20 protein-coding genes are annotated in these 24,691 nt (G+C 71.0%); 11 read left to right on the plus strand and 9 right to left on the minus strand.

Annotated features, from left to right (window positions below; all coding sequences use genetic code 11):
- Positions 1–238: 238 nt before the first annotated feature.
- Entirely contained in the window at positions 239–3,811 is a 3,573-nt protein-coding gene (locus OG286_RS24170; protein WP_396321394.1) for a CDP-glycerol glycerophosphotransferase family protein, read from the minus strand.
- 196 nt (positions 3,812–4,007) lie between these two features.
- On the opposite strand from OG286_RS24170, the gene OG286_RS24175 reads away from it, so the two are divergent.
- Positions 4,008–5,006: a glycosyltransferase family 2 protein gene (locus OG286_RS24175; protein WP_396321392.1), complete on the plus strand. Its 999-nt coding sequence runs from the start codon at positions 4,008–4,010 to the stop codon at positions 5,004–5,006.
- A gap of 70 nt (positions 5,007–5,076) precedes the next feature.
- Positions 5,077–6,063: a YihY/virulence factor BrkB family protein gene (locus OG286_RS24180; RefSeq protein ID WP_405360103.1), complete on the plus strand. Its 987-nt coding sequence runs from the start codon at positions 5,077–5,079 to the stop codon at positions 6,061–6,063.
- A 22-nt stretch (positions 6,064–6,085) separates the two neighbouring features.
- Here OG286_RS24180 and OG286_RS24185 read toward each other — a convergent pair whose 3' ends face one another.
- Positions 6,086–7,312: a D-alanyl-D-alanine carboxypeptidase family protein gene (locus OG286_RS24185; RefSeq protein WP_396321390.1), complete on the minus strand. Its 1,227-nt coding sequence runs from the start codon at positions 7,310–7,312 to the stop codon at positions 6,086–6,088.
- 144 nt (positions 7,313–7,456) lie between these two features.
- On the opposite strand from OG286_RS24185, the gene OG286_RS24190 reads away from it, so the two are divergent.
- Positions 7,457–7,714: an SCO4848 family membrane protein gene (locus OG286_RS24190; RefSeq protein WP_396321389.1), complete on the plus strand. Its 258-nt coding sequence runs from the start codon at positions 7,457–7,459 to the stop codon at positions 7,712–7,714.
- Positions 7,715–7,788: 74 nt separating this feature from the next.
- Here OG286_RS24190 and OG286_RS24195 read toward each other — a convergent pair whose 3' ends face one another.
- Genes OG286_RS24195 through sdhC form a run of 4 tightly spaced genes read right to left on the minus strand, consistent with a single transcriptional unit; the run spans position 7,789 to position 11,217 of the window.
- Positions 7,789–8,562, minus strand: coding sequence for a succinate dehydrogenase iron-sulfur subunit (locus OG286_RS24195; protein ID WP_396321388.1), 774 nt, complete (start codon positions 8,560–8,562; stop codon positions 7,789–7,791).
- Positions 8,562–10,304: a succinate dehydrogenase flavoprotein subunit gene (sdhA, locus tag OG286_RS24200; protein ID WP_396321387.1), complete on the minus strand. Its 1,743-nt coding sequence runs from the start codon at positions 10,302–10,304 to the stop codon at positions 8,562–8,564. The genes OG286_RS24195 and sdhA overlap by 1 nt, the downstream gene beginning before the upstream one ends.
- A 32-nt stretch (positions 10,305–10,336) precedes the next feature.
- A complete protein-coding gene (locus OG286_RS24205; RefSeq protein ID WP_396321386.1) occupies positions 10,337–10,828 on the minus strand; it encodes a succinate dehydrogenase hydrophobic membrane anchor subunit in 492 nt (163 codons plus the stop codon).
- Positions 10,829–10,836: 8 nt separating this feature from the next.
- Complete coding sequence (gene sdhC, locus OG286_RS24210; protein ID WP_360631421.1) at positions 10,837–11,217, minus strand: succinate dehydrogenase, cytochrome b556 subunit; 381 nt, start codon at positions 11,215–11,217, stop codon at positions 10,837–10,839.
- Between the two features lie 254 nt (positions 11,218–11,471).
- On the opposite strand from sdhC, the gene OG286_RS24215 reads away from it, so the two are divergent.
- Positions 11,472–12,233 (plus strand): hypothetical protein, encoded by a 762-nt coding sequence (locus tag OG286_RS24215; protein ID WP_405365773.1) that lies wholly within the window; start codon positions 11,472–11,474, stop codon positions 12,231–12,233.
- Positions 12,234–12,240: 7 nt separating this feature from the next.
- On the opposite strand, the gene OG286_RS24220 is transcribed toward OG286_RS24215, so the two are convergent.
- The 3 genes from OG286_RS24220 to OG286_RS24230 all read right to left on the minus strand — a co-directional run bounded on the left by OG286_RS24220 (position 12,241) and on the right by OG286_RS24230 (position 15,480).
- Positions 12,241–12,726 carry a 2-oxo-4-hydroxy-4-carboxy-5-ureidoimidazoline decarboxylase gene (locus tag OG286_RS24220; RefSeq protein ID WP_396321384.1) on the minus strand — a complete coding sequence of 162 codons (486 nt, stop codon included), beginning with the start codon at positions 12,724–12,726 and terminating at the stop codon, positions 12,241–12,243.
- 294 nt (positions 12,727–13,020) lie between these two features.
- Entirely contained in the window at positions 13,021–14,673 is a 1,653-nt protein-coding gene (locus OG286_RS24225) for an alpha/beta hydrolase (RefSeq protein WP_405360097.1), read from the minus strand.
- A 66-nt stretch (positions 14,674–14,739) separates the two neighbouring features.
- Positions 14,740–15,480 carry an SDR family oxidoreductase gene (locus OG286_RS24230; RefSeq protein ID WP_405360095.1) on the minus strand — a complete coding sequence of 247 codons (741 nt, stop codon included), beginning with the start codon at positions 15,478–15,480 and terminating at the stop codon, positions 14,740–14,742.
- A 137-nt stretch (positions 15,481–15,617) separates the two neighbouring features.
- Here OG286_RS24230 and OG286_RS24235 point away from each other — a divergent pair, with 137 nt between their 5' ends.
- The 7 genes from OG286_RS24235 to OG286_RS24265 all read left to right on the plus strand — a co-directional run bounded on the left by OG286_RS24235 (position 15,618) and on the right by OG286_RS24265 (position 24,689).
- A complete protein-coding gene (locus OG286_RS24235) occupies positions 15,618–17,207 on the plus strand; it encodes a methylmalonyl-CoA mutase (protein WP_396321381.1) in 1,590 nt (529 codons plus the stop codon).
- A gap of 191 nt (positions 17,208–17,398) precedes the next feature.
- Positions 17,399–18,673 (plus strand): amidohydrolase, encoded by a 1,275-nt coding sequence (locus OG286_RS24240; RefSeq protein ID WP_396321380.1) that lies wholly within the window; start codon positions 17,399–17,401, stop codon positions 18,671–18,673.
- A 257-nt stretch (positions 18,674–18,930) separates the two neighbouring features.
- A complete protein-coding gene (locus OG286_RS24245) occupies positions 18,931–19,992 on the plus strand; it encodes a BMP family protein (protein WP_396321379.1) in 1,062 nt (353 codons plus the stop codon).
- Between the two features lie 339 nt (positions 19,993–20,331).
- Positions 20,332–21,873, plus strand: a complete 1,542-nt coding sequence (locus tag OG286_RS24250) for an ABC transporter ATP-binding protein (RefSeq protein ID WP_396321541.1) — start codon at positions 20,332–20,334, stop codon at positions 21,871–21,873.
- Positions 21,874–21,877: 4 nt separating this feature from the next.
- Positions 21,878–23,032, plus strand: coding sequence for an ABC transporter permease (locus OG286_RS24255; RefSeq protein ID WP_396321378.1), 1,155 nt, complete (start codon positions 21,878–21,880; stop codon positions 23,030–23,032).
- Positions 23,029–24,294, plus strand: coding sequence for an ABC transporter permease (locus OG286_RS24260; RefSeq protein WP_396321377.1), 1,266 nt, complete (start codon positions 23,029–23,031; stop codon positions 24,292–24,294). Before OG286_RS24255 ends, OG286_RS24260 begins: the two co-directional genes overlap by 4 nt.
- Positions 24,291–24,689, plus strand: a complete 399-nt coding sequence (locus tag OG286_RS24265) for a cytidine deaminase (RefSeq protein WP_396321376.1) — start codon at positions 24,291–24,293, stop codon at positions 24,687–24,689. The genes OG286_RS24260 and OG286_RS24265 overlap by 4 nt, the downstream gene beginning before the upstream one ends.
- Positions 24,690–24,691: the final 2 nt, after the last annotated feature.

The following is a 24,691-nucleotide window of genomic DNA, read 5'->3' on the forward strand; positions in this document are numbered from 1 at the left end:
GGCCTTCGTGCCGAGCGGCTGGTCGGACGGGGCCGATTCGATATCCCATACCGAAATGACATGCGGGGTCAACTGAACTGTCCGGCGGAATTGCTGAGAGATTCGCTTACGAAACATGAGTTCGAATGCAATGTGACCGTAAAGGACAGGTTCCTTCCAGATAACTCCCAGAAAAGCCCGGAGGCGCCCGACGCGTGATGCGTCGGGCGCCTCCGGGGCGCTGCTGACTGTCGGCGGACTACTGCTGGCGGAGCATCCCGTCCACGACGCGGGCCGCGGCCTGGCCGTCGTCGAGGTCGCAGTACGCCTCGCGGAAGGCCGTGTACTTGTCGGCGTACCCCGCGGTCACCTCGTCGACCCGGGCGAGCGCGGAGAGCAGCTCCTCCGGGGTGCCCAGCAGCGGGCCGGGCGCCTCCGACTCGAAGTCGAGGCTGAAGCCGCGCAGGTTGTCGCGGTAGTGCTCCAGGTCGTGCGTGAAGAACAGCACCGGCTTGCCGGTCGCGGCGAAGTCGAACAGCGTGGCCGAGTAGTCGGTGACGAGCACGTCGGCGATCAGCAGCAGCTCGGCCATGTCGGGGTAGCTGCCGACGTCCCAGATGTAGCCGTTGCCCGCTCCGGGGATCTGGCCGCACATCACGCTGTGCCGGCGGACCAGCAGCACCTGGTCGTCGCCGAGCGCGGCCTTCGCCGCCTCCAGGTCGATCCGCAGGTCGATCTGGTAGCCGCCGTTCGGGCGGCGCCGGTCCTCACGGAAGGTCGGCGCGTAGAGTACGACCTTCTTGCCCTCGGGCAGGCCGAGCCGCTCGCGGACCTGCTCGGCGGTCTTCTCCCGGTCGGGCGCGAACAGCAGGTCGTTGCGGGGCGAACCGCTCTCCAGGATCTCGCCCTTGAAATCGAACGCGCGACGCAGCACCGGCGCGGCCCAGGTGTTCCCGGCGACCAGCATCGACCAGTTCGGGACCTCCTTGGCGACGCCCTTCAGGTAGTTGGCGTCGGTGAACCAGACCTTCTCGAAGTCGTACCCGATCTGCTTCAACGGGGTGCCGTGCCAGGTCTGCACGACCACCTGGCCGGGACGGCGGACGAAGAAGTCGGGCAGGTGCGCACTGGTGACGATGTACTTGGCGGTCGCCAGCGCCTCGAACCACTCGGGGCTCCAGAGCCGGATCGCGCCCGCCGTCTGCGGCAGCTCGGCCTGCAGGTCGTCGCTGCCCCACAGGTGCTCCAGCGGCAGGCCGCGGCGGACCAGCTCCTCGTGGATCGCCCGCGGCGAGTCCGCGTAGAGGCCGCCGAGCGCGACGTTGTAGAGCACGGTGTCGCGCACCGGCAGCCGACGGGCCGTCGGGTAGTCGACGGTGCGCAGCTGCCGCTGCCGGTAACCGCTGCGCTCCTCGGGCAGCAGCGCCGAGTGCGACTCCAGCGAGAGGCCGTCGTAGTGGCGGCGCTCCAGCACGATCCGCTTGCCGCGCGACTCCACCTCCAGCGGCAGGGCGCCGAAGCACTCCGGCGAGATCAGCGCGTACCGGGTGGCGATCGTCTCGGCCGGCTCCCCGACCGGGCGGAAGAAGACGTCCCAGGTGCCCTGGGCGAGCGGCACCCGCCCGGCGAAGGAGGCCGTCGGCACCGGCGGCAGCGCGGCCCGGAACCGGCCGTCGGCGATCTCCACCGGGTAGACGTGCTCCTCCTCGCGCCAGTTGTGGCGCACGACGAGCTCCCAGCGGTGGTTGCCGGGCAGCGGGAAGGCGCCGCTGAGCAGGAAGCCGTCGGCGCCGCGGGCGGCGACCTCGTCCACCACCGGCTGCAGCAGCTGGTCGGAGAACTGCAGGTAGCCGCCGGGGGAGGGCTTGGAGTAGAGCGCACGGCGCTCGGCGGCCGGGGCCTGCGGGTTGAGCGCCAGGTGCAGCTGCGCCGGGGCGTTGCGGTCGTCCCAGGCCAACGGCATGGTGCTGCCGTCCGCGAGCAGCAGGGCGGTGTCCCAGCGGTCGCGGGCACGCTCAGCGGCGACCGGGTCGAGCTCGGCCCAGGCCTCGCGGACGGCGGTCAGCTCGGCCAGCGAGACGGACGCCGAGAACGGCTGCAGCGTGCCGACCGGGGAGGCGAGCTCCAGCGGGTGGAGCAGCTCGCGGTCGGACTCGACGTGGGTGAGCTTCAGCCGGGCCCCGGCGAGGTCCGGGCCGGAGCGGGCCGCGCCGGACACCTCCAGCCGCCCGTCGTGCGTGGCCAGGCCGGTCACCCGCGCCCGGACGGTCTCCACCCGGAGGTAGACGTGGCCGTCCCGGACCCACGGCACGATCCGCACGTCCGGCTCGACCCACTGCGCGGGGATGTACGCGGAGGTGTCGCTCCACCCGGCCGAGACCCGGCCCTTGTAGACGCCGCCCTTGCCGGCGCCGGCCACCAGGACGCGCCAGTTGCCGTCCTTCCACTGGCCCCGGTGCTTGAGCTTCTTGGGGTCGAGGGAGACGGTGAAGCCGGCCCAGTCGCAGTTGTACAGGTCGTGCTTGGAGCTGGCGGTGGCCTCGGGGCTGTACTGGGTCTTCATCGGCACGGCGATCACCCGGCGGCCCTTGGTCTCGCGCAGCACCAGCGTGCGGACCATGTCGAGCTTGTTGGCGGCGCCCAGCTGCTCCGGGTACGCGTGCCCGGTCAGCTCCAGCCTGCCGCCGGCCCAGGCCGACTCGTAGAGCCTGCTGCGCATCACCAGCGAGTTGTCCAGCTTGAGCACGCCGGCCGGCACGCTCTTGCGCCCGCCGCGCAGGAACGGGTAGTCGGCGTACGGGCGCAGCAGGCCGCGGGCCGCGACACCGCCGTTGCTCTCGCCCTCGTACTTGATCTGCTCGACGAACTCGTCGATCCGGCCCGCCAGGGTCAGGTGGTACTTCAGCCGCAGCGGCGCGCGCAGCTTGCGGACCTGCTCGGGGCCGATCGCCCGGAGCAGCCGGCTGACGTGCTTGAGGTAGGCGTCCCGGTACTCCTTGTCGCCGTCCACGACGGACCAGAAGAACATCGGGATCTCCTCGACGAGGGTGTTCTCGTCGTAGGAGTGCAGGTACTGCGCGAAGCGCGGGTCGGTCTGCTTCTTCAGCCAGCCGCGGACCAGCTCCACCGAGGCGACGCGGTCGATCAGGCCCTTGGGGTTGGTGCGCATCTGCGTGATCGACATCTCGCCGACCTCGCGCTCGCGCCAGTGGTAGATCGGCTCGGCGAGCACGTCCACGCTCCTGGCGAGGTAGTGGTGCGGCACGCTGACCGGGGCGTCCTCGTACAGGATGCCCTCGGGGTAGAGCAGGCCGGCCGCGTCGAAGAAGGACCGGCGGTACACCTTGTTCCACGCCGTGCGGTCGGTGACCAGCGCGGGGATCTCGGTGATGTGGGTCTTGAGCCTGGTCTCCTTGAACGGCTTCACGTGCCCGCCGGACTGGTAGTAGCCCACCGCGCGGAATCGCAGCACGTTGCCGGTGACGAAGTCCGAGCCCGTCTCGTCCAGCGTGTTGATCATCAGCTCGTACGCGCTCGGCGGCATCGAGTCGTCGCTGTCGACGAAGCAGAGGAACTCGCCCTCCGGGTCGATGTGCCGGATGCCGGTGTTGCGGGCCGCGCCGAGGCCCTTGTTCACCTGGCGGACCAGCCGGAACCGGGAGTCCTGGGCGGCATACGCCTCGGCGAGTGCCGCGCTGCCGTCCTTCGAACCGTCGTCGACCATGACGCACTCGAAGTCCGTGAACGTCTGGGCGGCGATCGAGTCGAGGCATTCCACGAGGTAGCGCTCGACGTTGTAGATCGGAACGACGATGGAGAGGCGGGGAGCCATCGGCTACGCAGGCCTTTCTTGGGAAGGAGCGTGGCAGCCCGTTCGGGGTCTGACCGCACTTTGAACCGGTGCGTACGTGCCCACCGATCCTACCGTCCGGCTCCGGAGGCCCTCCGGAGTCGCCCGGGCGGCGGACGCAGGGGCCCCGGCGGGCCCTCGCCGGACCGGCCGGGCGGGCGGCCACTACTCTGTGCCCATGCCCCGCTTCAGCGTCATCGTCCCCGTTTACCAGGTCCAGGAGTACCTCCCCGAGTGCCTCGACTCGGTGCTCGGCCAGGGCGGCCCGGACTTCGAACTGATCGCGGTGGACGACCGCTCCCCGGACGGCTGCGGCGCCCTGCTGGACGAGGCCGCCGCCGGCGACCCCCGGGTGCGGGTGCTGCACCTGCCGGAGAACGTCGGCCTCGGCCGGGCCCGCAACGCCGGCCTGGAGGCCGCCACCGGCGAGTACGTGATCTTCCTGGACAGCGACGACACGCTGACCCCCGGCCTGCTCAAGGCCGTCGACGACCGGCTCGCGGCCGGCGGCGACCCGGACATCCTGGTCTACGACTACGCCCGCACCTACGCGGACGGCCGGATCACCCGGGCCGCCTCGGCCCACGTCTTCGGTGCCGACTCCCCGGAGGTCTTCGACCTCGACCGCCGCCCCGACCTGCTCGACCTGCTCCAGGTGGTCTGGAACAAGGCCTACCGCCGGGGCTTCATCACCGAGCAGCGCCTCACCTTCCCCGCGGGCTTCTACGAGGACACCCCCTGGACCTACCCGGCGCTGCTCGCCGCCGCGAGCATCACCCTGCTCGACCAGGTCGGCGTCCACTACCGCCAGCGCCAGGAGGGCGGCAACATCCTCGCCACCGCCAGCCGCAAGCACTTCGACGTCTTCGCCCAGTACGACCTGGTCTTCGCCTTCCTGGACCGCCGCCCCGACCTCGGCCACTGGCGGCCGGTGGTCTACGGCCGGATGCTGCACCACCTCAACACCGTCGTCTCCAAGGCCGGCCGCGTCCCGCCCGGCGACCGCCGCGAGTACTTCCGCCGCGCCGCCGCGCACTGCGCCCGGCTGCGCCCGGCCGGCTACCGCCCGCCCGCCGGAGTGGACGGGGTCCGCACCGAGCTGCTCAGCCACGGCCGCTACGGCGCCTACCAGGCCGTCCGCGCCCTGGCCCGCGCCCGCCGGCTCGTCAGGCGCTGAGGTGCCGAACCGCCTGGGCGCGCGGGGAGTCTGACGGCCGTTCGGGCGAACGGCCGGTATAACCGGTCGGATGGACTTCCTGACCCGCCTCCCGGTGATCGGCCCGCTCGTGGCGCGGGTGCTGCGCAGCCGCCCGTACCGCGCGTACGAGCACTTCACCGGCGCCCGCGGCAACCGGCTGGCCGGCGCGATCACCTTCTTCGGGTTCCTCGCGCTCTTCCCGCTGCTCACCGTGGCGCTGGCGATCGCGGTCGCGACCCTCAGCGACACGCGGGTCGCCGAGCTGCAGAAGCGGATCTCCGACCAGCTGCCGGGCATCTCCGACGCGCTCAACCTGCCCTCGCTGGTGGCCAACGCGGGCGCCGTCGGGCTGGTCGGCGGTGTGCTGCTGCTGATCTCCGGCCTCGGCTGGGTGGACACCATGCGCACCTCGGTCCGCGACGTCTGGCAGCTGCCCGAGGACGACGGCAACCCGGTGCTGCGCAAGGCCCGGGACTGCGTGGTGCTCTGCGGGCTGGGCCTGGTCTCGCTCTTCTCGCTGGCCGCCTCCGCCGCCGGGACGACCCTGGCCGGCCGGATCGCCGAGTGGATCGGCCTGGGCACCGGCGGGCCCGGCGGCTACCTGCTGACCGGCGTCGGCCTGCTGATCGCGGTGGCCTCCGACACGGTGCTCTTCGCCTACCTGCTGGCGCCCTTCCCCGGGGTTCGCGGCCAGCACCGGGGGGACGTGCTGCGGGGCGCGGTGATCGGCGGGATCGGCTTCGAGCTGCTGAAGGTCCTGCTCGCCTCCTACCTCGGCTCGGTCGCCGGCAAGAGCCTCTACGGCGCGTTCGGCGTGCCGGTGGCGTTGCTGCTCTGGATCAACTTCGTCTGCCGGCTGCTGATGTACTGCGTCGCCTGGACGGCCACGGCCGACCCGGCCGCCGCCCGTGACCGGGCCCGCGAGCGCGCCCGGGAGATGGTGGCGGCGGCCGACGAGGCGGAGGCGGAGGCGGGCAAGGCGGAGGCGGAGGCGGGCAAGGCGGAGGGGACGGGGGAGGCCCGGTCCCAGGAGTGAGACCGGGCCCCGCACGACTCCGTCAGCCGGACGACGGGCGGCCGCGCCGCCGCAGCAGGACCAGCGCGCCGGCGCCGCCCACCGTCAGGGCGAGCGCGACCGCCAGCCGGCCGGCCGGGCCGAGCCCGTCGTCGCCGCCGTCCCCGGCCGCGGCAGGGGCTGCGGCGGCCTGCGGCGTGGGGGTGGGCGAGGGGTGCGGCGGCGGCGCGGGCACCCCGGCGGTGCCGCCCGCCTGCCCGGTCGGCGTCGGCTCGGCGCCCCCGGCCGGGGCCTCGTCCACCAGGTGTCCGACCGGCGTGACCTTGTCGGCCGCCGCGAACCCCCAGTCCAGCAGTGCCGCCGTCTCGTCGTACACCTTCTGATATGTCGACGGGTGCATCACCGTCACCAGCAGTGTGCGGCCGTCCCGTTCGGCCGCCCCGACGAAGGTCGAGCCGGCCTCGGTGGTGAAACCGTTCTTCACGCCGATCAGGCCCGGGTACTTGCCCAGCAGCCGGTCGGTGTTGGCGATCCCGAAACTGCCGCGCTGGCCGGTGTTCTTGTCCACCGCGCCGGGGAACAGCGCGTCCCGGGTGGCGCAGTACATCCGGAAGTCGGGGTTGCGCAGCCCGGCCCGGGCGAACAGCGTCAGGTCGTACGCCGAGGAGAGCTGGCCGTCCATGTCGTAGCCGTCCGGCGAGATCACCTTGGTGTCCTTCGCCTGGAGCGCGTCCGCGCGGGCCTGCATCTCGGCGACGGTCTGCTGGACACCGCCGTTCATGTGCGACAGGACGTGCACCGCGTCGTTGCCCGAGCTGAGGAACACGCCGCGCCAGAGGTCCTCGACCTTGTACTCCAGGTCCTCCTTGATGCCGACCAGGCTGCTGCCGGCGCCGATCCCCTGGATCTCCGCGTCCGCGACCTTGTGCACCGCGTTGCGGTCGAACTTGGGCAGCACGGTGTCCGCGAAGAGGATCTTCAGGGTGCTGGCCGGTGCGAGCCGCAGATGCGGGTTGCTGGCCGCGAGCACGTTTCCTGACGCCGCGTCGGCGACGATCCAGGACTGTCCGGTGAGGCCCCCCGGCAGTGCCGGGGCGCCGGCCAGCGGGGCCACCTGGACCCCGGAGAGTCCCAGCCGCTCGCCGCCGATCGCGGCCGCCGGGGGTGGCGGCTCGTGCGGGGCCGCGAGGGCCGCCGGGGCGGCGAGGAGAACCGGGAGGGCCGCGACGTACACGGCGAGCAGGTGTGCGAGCTTAGGACGTTTGGGCACCCGCAGACCGTACCCAGTCGGAGCCCCCGCCGTCCGCCCCTCCGGGCCCGTCCTCCGCAGGAGGGGGCAGACGTACGCCGAACGGACGCCTGCGCATACTGGGAGGGCACAGCATCTTCACGCCACCGCCCGTTGGGGACCCTCATGAAGCTCAGCCGCCGCACCTCCTGGTTCCTGACCGCCTTCGGCGTCTGGTCCATGATCATCTGGACCACCTTCGTCAAGAACCTCTGGAAGGACTCCGGCGGCCAGGCCTTCACCGACGGCGACCACTCCCAGCCCACCGCGTTCTTCTGGATCCACCTCCTGCTCGCCGTGACCTCCTTCCTCCTCGGCATCGCCGTCGGTGCCGTCGGCGTCCGCGGCCTGCGCGCCGCCCGCCGGGAGCCGGCCGCCGGCTGACCGGCAGCCGCCGGAGAACGACCGAGGGCCCGTCCGATCACAGGATCGGACGGGCCCTCGGTTCGGCGGTGGGTTCAGAAGCGGCGGGTGACCAGCGCCCGCTTCACTTCCTGGATCGCCTTGGTGACCTCGATGCCACGCGGGCAGGCCTCCGAGCAGTTGAAGGTGGTCCGGCAGCGCCAGACACCCTCACGGTCGTTCAGGATCTCCAGCCGCTGCTCCGCACCCTCGTCGCGCGAGTCGAAGATGAAGCGGTGCGCGTTGACGATCGCGGCCGGGCCGAAGTACTGGCCGTCGTTCCAGAAGACCGGGCAGGACGACGTGCACGCGGCGCACAGGATGCACTTGGTGGTGTCGTCGAAGCGCTCGCGGTCCTCGGCGGACTGCAGGCGCTCGCGGGTCGGGTCGTTCCCCTTGGTGATGAGGAACGGCATGACGTCCTTGTACGCCTGGAAGAACGGGTCCATGTCCACGACCAGGTCCTTGAGGACCGTGAGGCCCTTGATGGCCTCGATCGTGATCGGCTTGTCCGGGTTGACGTCCTTGATCAGGGTCTTGCACGCCAGCCGGTTGCGCCCGTTGATCCGCATCGCGTCGGAGCCGCAGATGCCGTGCGCGCAGGAACGGCGGTAGGTGAGGGTGCCGTCCTGCTCCCACTTGATCTTGTTGAGCGCGTCCAGGACGCGCTCCTTCGGGTCCAGGGTCAGCTGGTAGTCGACCCACACCGGGTCCGGGTGCTCCTCCGGGTTGAACCGGCGGATTCGGAAGGTGACGGTGATCAGCTCGACACCGCCCGCCTCGACCGCGTCCAGAGCGGCCGAGTGCTTCTCCACAGTCGGAGTGCTCATCAGTACTTACGCTCCATCGGCTGGTAGCGGGTCGTGACGACCGGCTTGTAGTCGAGGCGGATGGAGGTGGTGCCGTCCTCGGCAACCTCCTGGTACGCCATGGTGTGCTGCATGAACTTCACGTCGTCACGGGTCGGGAAGTCCTCGCGGTAGTGGCCGCCGCGCGACTCCTCGCGAGCCAGCGCGGAGACCGCCAGCACCTCGGCCAGGTCGAGCAGGTTGCCCAGCTCGACGGCCTCCAGCAGGTCCGTGTTGTAACGGAAGCCCTTGTCCTGGATGGCGACGTTCTTGTACCGCTCGCGCAGCGCGGCGATGTCCTCGACCGCCTGCTTCAGGGTGGCGCCGGTGCGGTAGACCATGGCGTTGGTGTCCATGGTCTCCTGCAGCTCCTTGCGGATCTGCGCCACCGACTCGGTGCCGGTGGACTCGCGCAGGCCGTCGACCAGCGCCTGCACCTTCTCGGCCGGGTTCTCGGGCAGCTCGGTGAAGTCCACCGTCTGCGCGTAGTCGGCGGCGGCGATGCCCGCGCGCTTGCCGAACACGTTGATGTCCAGCAGCGAGTTGGTGCCCAGGCGGTTGGCGCCGTGCACGGAGACGCAGGCGACCTCGCCGGCCGCGTACAGGCCCGGGACGACGTCGGTGTTGTTGCGCAGGACCTCACCCTCGACGTTGGTCGGGATGCCGCCCATGGCGTAGTGCGCGGTGGGCTGGATCGGGATCGGGTCCGTGTAGGGCTCGATGCCGAGGTAGGTGCGCGCGAACTCCGTGATGTCCGGGAGCTTGGCGTCCAGCTGCTCCGGCGGCAGGTGGGTGAGGTCCAGGTAGACGTGGTCGCCGTCCGGACCGCAGCCGCGGCCTTCGCGGATCTCGGTGTAGATCGCGCGGGAGCAGACGTCACGGGACGCGAGGTCCTTCATGACGGGGGCGTAGCGCTCCATGAAGCGCTCGCCGTCCTTGTTGCGCAGGATGCCGCCCTCGCCGCGGGCGCCCTCGGTGAGCAGGATGCCCATGCGCCAGATGCCCGTCGGGTGGAACTGGAAGAACTCCATGTCCTCCAGCGGCAGGCCGCGGCGGTAGACCAGGGCCTGGCCGTCACCGGTGAGGGTGTGGGCGTTGGAGGAGACCTTGAAGAACTTGCCGGTGCCGCCGGAGGCGAACACGACCGACTTGGCCTGGAAGATGTGGATCTCGCCGGTGGCCAGCTCGTAGGCGACGACGCCGGCCGTCTTGCCCTCGTTGATCAGCAGGTCGAGGACGTAGAACTCGTTGAAGAACTCGACGCCGTGCTTGACGCAGTTCTGGAACAGCGTCTGGAGGATCATGTGACCGGTGCGGTCGGCCGCGTAGCAGGAACGGCGGACCGGGGCCTCGCCGTGGTTGCGGGAGTGGCCGCCGAAGCGGCGCTGGTCGATCCGGCCCTGCTCGGTGCGGGAGAAGGGAAGGCCCATCTTCTCCAGGTCGAGGACGGCGTCGATGGCCTCCTTGCACATGATCTCGGCGGCGTCCTGGTCGACCAGGTAGTCACCACCCTTGACCGTGTCGAAGGTGTGCCACTCCCAGTTGTCCTCCTCGACGTTGGCGAGGGCGGCGCACATGCCGCCCTGGGCCGCGCCGGTGTGGGACCGGGTGGGGTAGAGCTTGGTGAGCACCGCGGTGCGGCTGCGCTGGGTCGACTCGATGGCCGCGCGCATGCCGGCGCCGCCGGCGCCGACGATGACGGTGTCGTACTGGTGAATCTGCATGGGGGTTCTAACTCGCCTCTGGCCTCTGCCGATTAGATGTTCGGGTCGAAGGTGAAGATGACCAGGGTGCCGAGCAGCACGGTGAAGACCGTGGCGGCGCCCATGAGGCCCTTCAGCCAGAGCCGGGTGGAGTCCCTCTCGGCGTAGTCGTTGATGACCGTCCGCATGCCGTTGGCGCCGTGCAGCATGGCGAGCCAGAGCATCAGGAGGTCCCAGCCCTGCCAGAACGGCGAGGCCCAGCGGCCGGCCACGAAGGCGAAGCCGATCTTCGAGACGCCGCCGTCGAGCACCAGCATGATCAGCAGGTGGCCGAGGATCAGCACCACGAGGACGATGCCGGACAGGCGCATGAAGAGCCAGGCCAGCATCTCGAAGTTGGTGCGGGTGCGGCGCGGGGTCTTCTTGGTCCGCTGGCGGGCCGGCTCGATGACGAACTCGTCCGCCGGGTTGCCGGTGCCGAGACCCTTGCCGGTGTGCGCCTGGGCGGAGGGGACCACCAGGGCGTCGGAGATTTCCGTGGACATGTCTCAGATCACTTCCCGAACCAGGAGGTCAGCGTGTGCTGAAGGATCGGGTAGAAGGCGCCGGCCATCAGGACGACCCACACCCCGACCACGGTCCAGAGCATCTGCTTCTGGAACTTCGGGCCCTTCGACCAGAAGTCGACGGCGACGACCCGCAGGCCGTTGAGAGCGTGGAACAGGATGGCGGCCACCAGGCCGTACTCCATCAGGTTCACCAGTGGCGTCTTGTACGTCTGAATGACGGAGTCGTACGCCTCGGGCGACACCCGCACCAGTGCGGTGTCCAGGACATGAGCGAACAGGAAGAAGAAGATGAGGACGCCGGTGACTCGATGAGCCACCCAGCTCCACATGCCTTCCCGGCCGCGGTACAACGTTCCAGCCGGCACGGAAAAACCCTCCGGAAGCGATTGGGGGCTCGGCCGGCTTCGGTGTCGGTCAGCCCGGCCGGGTACGGTCCACCGGCCGCGAGCATCCTATCGACGCCGTCTCGCCAACCGCCTCCGGGGGCCCGAGGTGTGATCAATCAGGCACGACTGGCCTAGTCGGGTGGGAACCACGCCCGAAATCGGCACGCAGGGTGAGCATCCGGTTGCGCTACCGTAGCGGCCTCCTCCCGCACCGACACCCTGACGAGGCCGCCGTGCCGCTCCGCCCGTCCCGCCCGCCCGCTCCCTTCGTCGTCTGCGCCCTGCTGCTCGCGGCGGGCTGCACCACGGTCGGCGGCTCGGCCGACCAGGCCGGGCCCGGGCGCGAGCTGTCCGCCGCCGAGCTGCGGGCGTCCGCGGTGGCCGACGCCGACCTCGGGCCCGGCTACACGGTGACGGTGATGAAGCCCGGTCACGGCGAGACCGGATCGGGCGGCGCACGGGAGACCGCCGACGTGCCCGCCTGCCAGCCGCTGCTGGACGCGGTGACCCCGGCCGCCTCGGTGGGCGGCACCGTGCCCACGCCCGGGCCGGGGGATCCGTACGCCGAGACCGATCTGGGCGTGGCACGGGCGGCGGACCCGGAGGGCGGCGTGTACGGAGGGCTGCTCGGCTACCGGGCCGGGCGGGCGGCTCAGCTCCAGGCGGACCTGGAGAAGCTGTTCGGTCCGTGCGCCTCGTTCACCTCCACCGCACCGCCGCCGGCGGACAGGTCACGGAAGGCGGTGCGGACCAGGCACCGGCTGACCCGGGACGACACGCCCACGCCCGGGGGAGCCGACGCGTCCACCGGGTTCACTCTGACGAATGAATCGGGCTCGGCGGTGCTCTCCCAGCGTGCGGTGGTGGCCCGGGTCGGCCCGGCGCTGGCGGTCTTCACCACGGTGGGCGTCGGCGCGGAGCCGGCCACGGTGCCGGACGAGCGGATCGTCCGGCAGCAGGTGGCCAAGCTCCGCGCCGCGCAGGCGAAGAGGTGAGCCCGGTTCAGCGCGCTCCGGCCTCCGAGTGGGTGGCGACCAGGTGCTCCAGGCGGGTGAGGGCGATCCGGCGCAACTCGTCCGAGGCGATCAGCCGCTCCTCGTCCGGGTCGTTGGCCAGCCGGGTGCGGATCGAGCTGAGCACGGTGTCGAGCATCTCCTCGGGGGCGACGCCCTCCAGGCAGACCACGAAGACGTGCCCGAACCGGGCCTCGTAGGCGGCGTGGGCCGCCCGCAGCGCGGTGTGCGCGGCCTGGCTGCCGGGGGCGCGCATGCCGAGGAGCGGCTGCGGCATCCAGCTCTCGTCCGCCAGCGCCTCGGCCAGGTCGGCCGGGCGCAGGTCGTAGGAGGCCTCGCTGGCGGCAGCCAGCAGGGACTCTATGTCGGGGTAGGGCCGGTGCGCGGTGAGCCGCAGGGCCCAGCGGTGGCTTCCGCAGCAGGCGAGGAGGGCCTCCTCGGCGGCGCCGGCGTCGGCCTCGTTGAAGCGGTGCAACCCGAGGAGGGTCGGCTCGGAGCTGGGATCGAGCCGCTGTGACGGGATGTCGCTGGCCAGCGGGTCCTCCTCGTGAGGGCGGGAAGGTGCCGGTGAAAGGGAGGTGAAGCAGGTGAAGTATTCAGACTGCGGGGTGGCGTCCAGCGCCCGCCGGGCAGCGGCTCAACGGTAGTTGAGCAGTCATCAGTTGGGGAGGGCGCCCGCGGAATTCATCCGATCGAGCTATCAAGTTGTGACGTTGACACCTCGGTGTCAGCGCCCTCCCCGTCCTCGTCTGCTAATGACGCCGAGCGCTCAGGAGCAGCGCGTCCCGGCCGCCGGCAGCGTGCCCTCGACGAGGTAGGCCTGCAGGGCCGCGTCGATGCAGGCGTTGCCCCGGCCGAACGCGCCGTGGCCCTCGCCCACCCGGGTCAGCAGGGTGGCGTTGGCGAAGCCCTTGGCCAGCGCCTCGGCGGAGGCGTACGGGGTGGCCGGGTCGCCGGTGGAGCCGACGACCAGGATCGGGTCGGCGCCCTCGGCGCGGATCGCGTGCGCCTTCTCCGGGGTCTTGAACGGCCAGTACGCGCAGCCGGGCTCGCTGTAGTCGTCCACCGTGACACCCCTGGAGAACAGCGGGGCCTCGGCCCGGAGCCTGGCCACGGCCTGCTGGGCGCGCTCGGGGCTCGGGGCGGGGGCGGCGTTGTCGGCGCACCGGATCGCGCCGTTCGCCTCCTCCATCGGGCTGTAGTGGCCCTTCTCGTCGCGGCCGTTGTACTCGTCGGCGAAGGCCAGCAGGACGTCGGGCTTGTTGCCGACCATCGCCCAGCCGAGCGCGTTGCGCAGGTACTGCCAGGTCGTCTTCTCGTCGCCGTACAGCAGCTCGGTGGTGCCGGTCCAGGCGAGGTCCCGGCCGAGCTTGCGGCCGTCCTTGGCGGTCATCGGGTGGTCGTGCAGGCCGTCGATGAAGTCGGCCGCCTTCTTGGCCGCCTTGGCCGGGTCCTTGCCGAGCGGGCACTCGGAGGCGTGGTTCTCCACGCAGTCGGCGGCGAAGCGCTCGAAGGACTTCTCGAAGCCGACCTGCTGGTCGACGCCGTGGTCGAGCTGGTCCTGGGCGGGGTCGACGGCGCCGTCCAGGACGAGCCGGCCGGCGTTCTTCGGGAACTCCTCGGCGTAGACCGCGCCGAGATAGGTGCCGTAGGAGACGCCGAGGTAGTTCAGCTTCTTGTCGCCGACGGCGGCGCGCAGGACGTCCAGGTCCCGGGCGGTGTTGCGGGTGCCGACGAAGGGCAGCAGCCGGCCGGACCTGGCCTGGCAGGCCGCGGCGTGCTCGGTGGCGTTCTTGACGTGCTCGGCCTTGCGGGCCGCCGGGTCGAGCGGGTCGTCGGCCTCGTTGCGGGCGTCCATCTGCTGGTCGTCGAAGCAGACGACCGGCGAGCTCTCCCCGGTGCCGCGGGGGTCGAAGCCGATCACGTCGAAGCGGTCGTGCAGGGCGCCGTCGTAGTCCTTGGGGCTGTACTTGACCATCTCGACACCCGAACCGCCCGGGCCGCCCGGGTTGACCATCAGCGAGCCGATCTTCCGGTCCGGCTTGGCGGCCGGCAGCTTGATCAGCGCGATGTCGAGGGCGTCGGTCGCCGGGTTGGCGTAGTCGAGCGGGACGTGGAGCCTGCCGCAGAGCATCCCGGATATGTCGATCTTGGACTTCGCGGCCTGGGGGTCGGCCGGGCAGGCGGCCCAGGCGATCTGCTGGCCGTAGAAGGACTTGAGCGCCGGGTCGTCCGCCCCGGTGGGCTTGGGGGTGGGCGTCGGCGCCGCGGTGGGCGCCGGGGCGGCCGCGGCCGTGGAGGTCCCCGCGGCGTGGTCCTGGGCGGGCTTGGCGCTGTCGTTGCAGGCGGAGCTGAGGAGCAGGGCGCCGGCCGCGAAGGCGGTCAGCAGAACCCGCGGGCGGGCAGCCCGGAGAGATTTCATCGCACGTATGTACCACTGGGGGGTGACGCGTCCGATCACGGCCCCCCGCGCTGCCCGCGTCCGGCGTCAGGCCCGGTGGACCTTGTGGTTGGCGGCCTGGGCGCGCGGGCGCACCACCAGCAGGTCGATGTTGACGTGCGAGGGCCGGGTGACCGCCCAGGCGACGGTGTCCGCGACGTCCTCCGAGGTCAGCGGCTCGGCGACGCCCGCGTACACGGCGGCCGCCTTCTCCTCGTCGCCCCGGAACCGGGTGACCGCGAAGCCCTCGGACTTCACCATGCCCGGCGCGATCTCGATCACCCGGATCGGCTCGCCGCACAGCTCCAGCCGCAGCGTGGCCGCGATGGTGTGCGCCGCGTGCTTGGCTGCCACGTAGCCGCCGCCGCCCTCGTACGCGGCCAGCGCGGCGGTGGAGGAGAGCACCAGCACGGTGCCGTCGCCGCTCGCCCGCAGCGCCGGCAGCAGCGCCTGGGTCATGTGCAGCACGCCGAGCACGTTCACCTGGAACATCGCCAGCCAGTCGGCCGGGTCGCCGGTCTCCACCGGCTCCGCGCCGATGGCGCCGCCGGCGTTGTTGACCAGGACGTCCACCCGGCCGATCCCGGCCGCGAAGGCGTCCACGGCGGCCCGGTCGGTGACGTCCAGGGTGTACGCCCGGCCGCCGGTCTCCTTGGCCAGTGCCTCGATCCGGTCGGTCCGGCGGGCGGTCAGCACCACGTCGAAGCCCTCGGCGGCGAGCCGGCGGGCGGTCGCCGCGCCGATTCCGCTGCTCGCACCGGTGACCACGGCCACCTTCTGTTCGGTCATTGCCACTCCTCGGAAGCGTGGGGTCGGAAGCTCTTCGGTCGCTCACCCGATCATCTCAACGGTGTCGGCGCCGCTCGCCACCGCCTAGATTGCGAAGGGACGAGCGCACCGCCCCGCCGATCCCCGCGGAGGACACCATGGCAGCCGAGCCACGCCGCACCGAGTCCGGTCTCCCCGTCGAACCGCTCTACGGCCCCGAGGCCCTGGCCGGCTGGGACCCGCAGGAGCGCCTCGGCAGGCCGGGGGAGTACCCGTACACCCGGGGCGTCTACCCGACGATGTACACCGGCCGGCCGTGGACGATGCGCCAGTACGCGGGCTTCGGCACCGCGGCCGAGTCCAACGCCCGCTACCGGCAGCTGATCGCGGGCGGCGGCACCGGCCTCTCGGTCGCCTTCGACCTGCCCACCCAGATGGGCTACGACTCGGACGCCCGCATCGCGTCCGGCGAGGTCGGCAAGGTCGGGGTCGCGATCGACAGCGTCGAGGACATGGGCGTCCTGTTCGACGGCATCCCGCTGGGCGAGGTCTCCACCTCCATGACCATCAACGCGCCCGCGGCCCTGCTGCTGCTCCTCTACCAACTGGTCGGCGAGGCCCAGGGCGTCCCGCCGGCCCGGCTGACCGGCACCGTGCAGAACGACGTCCTGAAGGAGTACATCGCCCGCGGCACCTACATCTTCCCGCCGGTGCCCTCGCTGCGGCTGGTCGCCGACGTGTTCCGGTACTGCCGGGCCGAGATCCCCCGCTGGAACACCATCTCGATCTCCGGCTACCACATGGCCGAGGCCGGGGCCGACCCCGCACAGGAGATCGCCTTCACCCTCGCCAACGGCATCGCGTACGTGCGCACCGCCGTCGCGGCCGGCATGGCGGTGGACGACTTCGCGCCGCGGCTCTCCTTCTTCTTCGTGGCCCGCACGACGCTCCTGGAGGAGGTGGCCAAGTTCCGCGCCGCCCGCCGGATCTGGGCCCGTGTCATGCGCGAGGAGTTCGGCGCGAAGGACCCGCGGTCGCAGATGCTCCGCTTCCACACCCAGACCGCCGGGGTGCAGCTGACGGCGCAGCAGCCCGAGGTCAACCTGGTCCGGGTCTCGGTGCAGGCCCTGGCCGCGGTGCTCGGCGGCACCCAGTCGTTGCACACCAACAGCTTCGACGAGGCGATCGCCCTGCCCACCGAGAAGGCCGCCCGGCTGGCGCTGCGCACCCAGCAGGTGCTCGCCCACGAGACCGACGTGACCGCCACCGTCGACCCCTTCGCCGGTTCGTACGTGGTGGAGTCGCTGACCGACGGGGTGGAGGCCGCCGCCCTCGCCCTGATGGCGAGGATCGAGGACCTGGGCGGTGCGGTGGCCGCGATCGAGGCGGGCTACCAGAAGGCCGAGATCGAGCGCACCGCCTACCGCGTCCAGCAGGAGACCGACTCAGGCGAGCGGACGGTCGTCGGCGTCAACCGCTTCCGGCTGGACGCCGAGGAGCCGTACCAGCCGCTGCGGGTGGATCCGGCGATCGAGGCCCGCCAGGCCGGGCGGCTGGCCCGGCTGCGGGCCGGGCGCGACTCCCGGGCGGTCGCCCGCGCGCTCGGCGCGCTGCGCCGGGCGGCCGAGGGGCGGGACAACGTGCTGTACCCGATGAGGGAGGCGCTGGCCGCCCGGGCCACGCTCGGCGAGGTCTGCGACGCGCTGCGCGAGGTGTGGGGGACGTACACGCCGAGCGAGCGGTTCTGAAGGATCGTCACACTGCTGTCACGTGGCGCCCGTGACCGCCGGCGCGGGCGGTCGTTGCACAGGGCACGCAACCCGGGGAAGGCGGCTGAAACGAGATGTCATACCCACCTGCTCGGCCGCTATGCGCCCATCCGGGGACTACTTTCGGGGAAGTCGGGCCAAATCCCCCCAACAGGCCTACTCTTGTTGAGATGAACCGTCCTGACCCCGCCCAGCCGGCCGTCACTCTCACCGCTTCCCGCCCCGCCGCAGACCTGCGGGGCAGGGTCAGAGCGCTGGAGCCCGAGCTGATCGCCTTCCGCCGCGATCTGCACCGGCACCCGGAACTGGGCCGCCAGGAGTTCCGCACCACCGGCCTGCTGCGCGACCGGCTGACGGCGGCCGGTCTGGCCCCCCGGGTGCTGCCCGGCGGCACCGGCATGACCGTCGACATCGTCCCGGACGGAACCGCGCCCGGCACCGAGTTCCTGGCCTTCCGCGCCGACATCGACGCGCTGCCGATCGACGATGCCAAGACGGACGTGCCCTACCGCTCGACCGTCCCCGGCCGGGCCCACGCCTGCGGCCACGACGTGCACACCTCGGTGGTGCTGGGTACCGCCCTGGTGCTGGCGGAGGCCGCCCGCACCGGCGAGCTGCGGCGCCCGGTCCGGCTGGTCTTCCAGCCGGCCGAGGAGGTCATGCCGGGCGGGGCGCTGGACGTGATCAACGCCGGCGGGATGGACGGCGTCGGCCGGATCTTCGCGGTGCACTGCGACCCCAAGGTGGAGGCCGGCCGGATCGGGCTGCGCACCGGGGCGATCACCTCGGCCTGCGACCGGCTGGTGCTCCACCTGGACGGCCCCGGCGGCCACACCGCCCGCCCGCACCTGACCACCGACCTGGTGACCGCGATCGCGCGGATGGCCGCGGACCTGCCGGCCGCGCTGGGCCGCCGGATGGACCCGCGCTGGGGAGTCAGCCTGGTCTGGGGCCGGATCGCCTCCGGCTCCGCGCCCAACGTGATCCCGCAGCACGCCGAGCTGGAGGGCACCGTCCGCTGCCTGGAGCTGGACGGCTGGCGCGAGGCGCCGGACCTGCTGCACGAGCTGATCGCCAAGCTGGCCGAGACCTACCGGGCCAAGTGGACGCTCGACTATCACCGCGGGGTACCGCCGGTGGTCAACGAGGCGGTCTCGGTGGGCCAGCTGGAGGCCGCCATGACGGCCCGCTTCGGGCAGGACGGCCGCCAGGTGGTGGAGGACACCGAGCAGAGCCTGGGTGGTGAGGACTTCTCCTGGTACCTGGAGCACGCCCCGGGTGCGCTGGCCCGCCTCGGCGTCCGCGCCCCCGGTGATGCCACCGTGCGTGACCTGCACCAGGGCCGGTTCGACGTGGACGAGCGGGCGATCGGGATCGGCGTGGAGCTGTTCGCGGCACTGGCGCTGGACGCGGGGGCGGACGTGCGGCCGGCGGAAGGGGCGTAGGTCTCGCCGGCGGAAGGGCCGTAGGTCTCACCGGCGCCCGGTTTGTCGGAATTCAGGCTTTACATCCGGTTACGTAAACTGGGCCGGGCCAGTTCCGATCACCTGTGCGTGAGGGAGAGGGGCGCCGGGAGGGTTGTCAGACCACGGTTTGATAACAACCCGAATGCTCCGGCGGCCCGTAACCCAACCGTGTTCTACGCGCGTTACGGTGGCGTCCGACCACGCTAATCGGGTGCGTGTGAGAAGGAGATACTCCCTTGCGCCGTTCAACTAAGCTCGCCGCGGTTGTGCTCTCGGGTTCCCTGGGCATTGCCTCGCTCGCCGCTTGCGGCGCAAAGAGCAACGACACCAACGCCTCCTCGGGCGCATCCGAGGGCAGCCTGAAGGTCGGTATGGCCTACGACATCGGCGGCCGTGGCGACCAGTCGTTCAACGACTCCGCCGCCCGCGGTCTCGACAAGGCCAAGGCCGACCTGGGCGTCGCCGTCACCGAGGCCGACGCCAAGACCGGTGAGGCCGAGGCCGACAAGGAGACCCGGCTCAAGAACCTGGTCACCTCCGGGTACAACCCGATCATCGCCGTCGGCTTCGTGTACCAGGCCGCGGTCGAGAAGGTCGCCAAGGAGAACCCGAACACCAAGTTCGCGATCATCGACTCGGCCTCCGACACCCAGCCCAGCAACGTCACCTCGCTGACGTTCTCGGAGCAGGAGGGCTCGTACCTGGCCGGTGTGGCCGCCGCCCTCAAGTCGAAGGCCAAGCACGTCGGCTTCATCGGCGGTGTGCAGTCCGAGCTGATCAAGAAGTTCGAGGCCGGTTACGTCGCGGGTGTGAAGTCCGTCGACCCGAACATCGCGATCGAGACCACCTACCTGACCACGCCCCCGGACTTCTCCGGCTTCAACTCGCCCGACAAGGGCAAGGAGGCCGCGCAGGGCCAGCTGGACAAGGGTGCGGACGTCATCTACTCCGCCGCCGGCTCCTCCGGCAACGGCGCCATCGAGGCCGTCTCCAACAAGCAGGGTGCGTACGCCATCGGCGTCGACTCCGACCAGGCCGCCCAGCCGGCCCTGGCGAAGTACAAGAACAGCATCCTCACCTCGATGGTGAAGAACGTCGACAAGGCCGTCTACGCCTACATCGAGTCGGTCAAGAAGGGCTCCCCCTTCACCGGTGTGAAGAACTTCGACCTGAAGGCCGACGGCGTCTCGCTCGCCACCACCGGCGGCAAGATCGACGACATCAAGGGCAAGCTCGACGAGGCCGCCAAGGCGATCACCTCGGGTGCCACCACCGTTCCGACCGCGCCCGCCAAGTAAGGACGCAGCGGGACGTCGCTGCCGCTGCCACCTGCCCGGCAGCGCAATGATTGACACAGCATCAGGGAGGGGCCCGGCAGGGTGCGCTCAGTGCGCACCCCCGGGCCCCGTCCTGTACCTCACCGTTTTTTCTTGGCCCTCCAGCGCAACGACGCGCCTCCAGACCACCAGGAGATCGCCATCACCGCATCCGACCCCGCCCTCAGCAAGGGCGGTACCCCCAGCGCGGGGACGGCGACACCGGCCGTCGAACTGCGCGGCATCACCAAGCGCTTCCCCGGCGTCGTGGCCAACCACGACATCAACCTCACCGTCCGCACCGGCACCGTGCACGCCCTCATGGGTGAGAACGGCGCCGGCAAGTCGACGCTGATGAAGATCCTCTACGGCATGCAGAAGCCGGACGAGGGCACCATCGCGATCAACGGCGAACTGTGCGAGTTCAACACCCCGGGTGACGCGATCGCGCGCGGCATCGGCATGGTGCACCAGCACTTCATGCTCGCCGACAACCTCACCGTCTGGGAGAACGTCGTCCTCGGCGGCGAGAAGCTCCACGGCATCGGCGCCAAGGCGAAGGCGAAGATCAAGGAGATCTCCGACCAGTACGGTCTGGGTGTGCGCCCGGACGTCCTGGTCGAGGACCTCGGCGTCGCCGACCGCCAGCGCGTCGAGATCCTCAAGGTGCTCTACCGCGGCGCCAAGATCCTGATCCTCGACGAGCCCACCGCCGTGCTGGTCCCGCAGGAGGTCGACGCGCTCTTCGACAACCTGCGCGAGCTCAAGGCCGAGGGCGTCACCGTCATCTTCATCTCGCACAAGCTGCACGAGGTGCTCTCGGTGGCGGACGCGATCAGCGTCATCCGGCGCGGCACCACGGTCGGCGACGCCGACCCGGGCAACGTCACCGCGCGCCAGCTCGCCGAGATGATGGTCGGCGCCGAGCTGCCCTCCCCGGAGAGCCGCGAGTCCACCGTCACCACCGACGCGATGCTCGACGTCGAGGCCCTGCGGATCGCCAAGACCGACGCCGAGGGCATCGAGCGCGTGGTGCTGGACGACATCTCGCTGCGCATCCACAAGGGCGAGATCCTCGGCATCGCCGGCGTCGAGGGCAACGGCCAGGCCGAACTGGTCGAGGCCATCATGGGCATGCTCCCGCTGGACGGCGGGACGATCACCCTGGACGGCAAGGACCTCTCCGGCTCGCTCACCCGGGCCCGCCGCGAGGCCGGCATCGGCTACATCCCCGAGGACCGCCACCGGCACGGCCTGCTGCTGGAGGCCCCGCTCTGGGAGAACCGGATCCTCGGTCACGTCACCGAGACCCCGAACTCCAAGGGCGTGCTGCTCGACCCGGCCGGTGCCCGCAAGGACACCCAGCGGATCGTCGAGGAGTTCGACGTCCGCACCCCCGGCATCGAGGTCACCGCGGCGTCGCTCTCCGGCGGCAACCAGCAGAAGCTGATCATCGGCCGCGAGATGAGCCATGACCCCAAGCTGCTGATCGCCGCCCACCCCACCCGTGGTGTGGACGTCGGCGCGCAGGCGCAGATCTGGGAGCACATCCGGGCCGCCCAGCGGGCCGGCCTGGCCGTCCTGCTCATCTCGGCCGACCTGGACGAGCTGATCGGCCTCTCCGACACCATCCGGGTGATCTACCGCGGCCGTCTGGTCGCCGACGCCGACCCGGCCACCGTCACCGCCGAGGACCTGGGTACCGCGATGACCGGTGCGGCCCGCGGCCACATCGAGTCCGACGCCGATGCGGTGGACCAGTTCCACGCGCTCAGCGCGGAGGGCACCGAGGCTGCCGCAGCCGAGGACGGCACTCCGTCCGACACCCCCACCGACACCGCCGACCCGCAGGCGGGGGAGTAGCCACATGACCAGTCCCAACCCCGCCGCCAAGCGCACCTTCGCGCAGCGGTTCGACGGCGAGAAGATCGTGCTCGCCCTGGCAGCTCCGGTGCTCGCCGTGCTGCTCTCCGTCGCGATCTGTTCGGTGCTCCTGGCGACCTCGGGCAAGAACCCGTTCGACGCCTGGAACGTGATGATCACGTACGCCACCAAGTCGGACGGTCAGGTGGCCATCCTCAACCGGTCCACCACGTACTACCTGGCCGCCGCGGCCGCCGCCTTCGGCTTCCGGATGAACCTCTTCAACATCGGTGTCGAGGGCCAGTACAAGGTCGCGGCACTCTTCGCGGCGTTCGTCGGCAGCCGGCTCGACCTGCCGTCGTTCATCCAGATCCCGCTGCTGCTGATCACCGCCATGCTGGTCGGTGGCCTGTACGCGAGCATCGCCGGTCTGCTGAAGGTCTTCCGCGGCGTCAGCGAGGTCATCTCGACCATCATGCTGAACGCCATCGCGGTCGCCATCGTGGGTCTGCTGCTCGTCCCCGGCATCTTCGCGCCGGAGAAGAGCGGCACCAGCAACTCGATCCAGACCGCCCCGGTCTCGGAGTCCAGCCACTTCTTCTCGATCAACACCGATGGCGGGCCGCTCTACGGCTTCCTCTTCATCGCGATCCTGGTCGGCGTGGCCTTCCAGTTCACCCTGACCCGCACCCGCTTCGGCTTCGACCTGCGCGCCACCGGCCGCTCGGAGACCGCGGCCACCGCGTCCGGCGTGAACGTCAAGCGCATGGTCGTCACCTCGATGGTGGTCTCCGGTGCGCTGGCCGGCCTGATCGGCCTGCCCGAGCTGCTGCAGAACTCGTACAACTTCGGCCAGAGCTTCCAGGGCGGCCTCGGCTTCCTCGGCATCTCGGTCGCCCTGCTGGGCCGCAACAGCCCGATCGGCATGGCCTTCGCCGCCGTGCTGTTCGCCTTCCTGGACGCCACCGGCTCGCAGCTGCCGCTCCAGGGCGGATTCCCGTTCGAGATCGTCCCGGTCATGCAGGGCACCATCGTCATCTGCGTCGTCGTCGCCTACGAGCTGGTGCGCCGCTACGGCCTCAAGCGCCAGCAGCAGAAGGTGGGCGCCGAACTCGCCGCCCAGGCCGCGGCCAACGTCAAGAAGGAGGTGTCCGCATGAGCACGGCCACCGCTGCCCGCGCGAAGGCGCAGGGCGCTCCCGCGAAGAAGCGCAAGTTGTCCTGGCCGGTGGTGCTGCTGCTGATCGCGGGCGCCCTGGTGCTGTTCTCCGCCGTGGGCATGGCCACCGGCAACCACTCGCTGACCTCCTCCGGACAGGTCACCGCCGCGCTCAGCGCCGCCGTGCCGATCGGCATGGCCGGTCTGGGTGGTCTCTGGTCCGAGCGGGCCGGCGTGGTCAACATCGGCCTCGAAGGCATGATGGTCGCCGGCACCTTCTGCGGCGCCTGGGGCGGCTACCTGGTCAACCCCTGGTTCGGCCTGGTGGCCGGCATGATCGGCGGTGCGCTCGGCGGTCTGCTGCACGCCGTCATCACCGTGACCTTCGGCGTCGACCACATCGTCTCCGGTGTCGGCGTCAACCTGCTGATCCCCGGCATCTGCGCGTACGTCAACCGGATCTACTACAAGGACTACATCTCCGTCGGTGCCGGCGCGAACCAGTCCCCGCCGGCCGATCCGCTGCCGTACATCACCATCCCCGGCCTCTCCTCCGGTCTGAAGGACATCGAGGGCCACCACTGGTTCCTGGTCTCCGACGTGGCCGGCGTGCTCGGCGGTCTGGTCACCAACATCTCGGTCGTCGTGCTGCTGGCCGGCGCGCTGATCGTGGTCAGCTACTTCGCCCTCTGGCGCACCGTGTTCGGTCTGCGCCTGCGCTCCTGCGGTGAGAACCCGACCGCGGCCGAGTCGCTGGGCGTCAACGTCTACAAGTACAAGTACCTCGCGGTCATCGCCTCCGGTGCCTTCGCGGGCCTCGGCGGCGCGTACCTCTCGCTGGTCGCGGCGCACTTCTACAAGGACGGCCAGACCAACGGCCGAGGCTTCATCGGCCTCGCGGCGATGATCTTCGGCAACTGGATGCCCGGCGGCCTCGCCATGGGCGCCGGCCTGTTCGGCTTCACCGACAGCCTCCAGCTGCGCGACCCGGGGTCGGTGCACGTGCTGATCCTGGTCGTCGCGATCGCGATGCTCCTGCTGGCGCTCTGGAACGTCTACCGCCGGAAGCTGACCTCCGCGGTCATCACCTTCGTGGTGTCCGGCGGCCTCTTCGTCTGGTACGCGACCACCGACGAGGTGCAGCGTCCGCTGATCGTGGCCACGCCGTACGTGATCACCCTGGTGGTGCTCTCGCTGGCCTCGCAGCGGCTGCGGCCGCCGAAGGCCGACGGCCAGATCTACCGCAAGGGTCAGGGCAAGTGACGTCCGCGGCCCCGGAGGTCGACTGGGAGGCGCTGCGCGCGGCGGCGCGGGAGGCGATGACCCACGCCTACGCCCCGTACAGCAAGTTCCCGGTGGGCGCGGCCGCCCTGGTGGCCGACGGCCGGGTGGTCACCGGCTGCAACGTGGAGAACGCCTCGTACGGGCTCGGCCTCTGCGCCGAGTGCGGCCTGGTCTCCGCGCTGTACGCGAGCGGCGGCGGCCGGCTGACCGCGTTCACCTGTGTGGACGGGGACGGCCGACTGCTGATGCCGTGCGGGCGCTGCCGCCAGCTGCTGTACGAGCACGGCGGGCCGGAACTGCTGATCGAGCTGCCGTCCGGCGTGAAGCCGATGAGCGAGGTCCTGCCTGACGCGTTCGGGCCGGAGCGGCTCTAGTC

This window comes from Kitasatospora sp. NBC_00039 (genome assembly GCF_045160625.1).
GTDB lineage: Bacteria > Actinomycetota > Actinomycetes > Streptomycetales > Streptomycetaceae > Kitasatospora.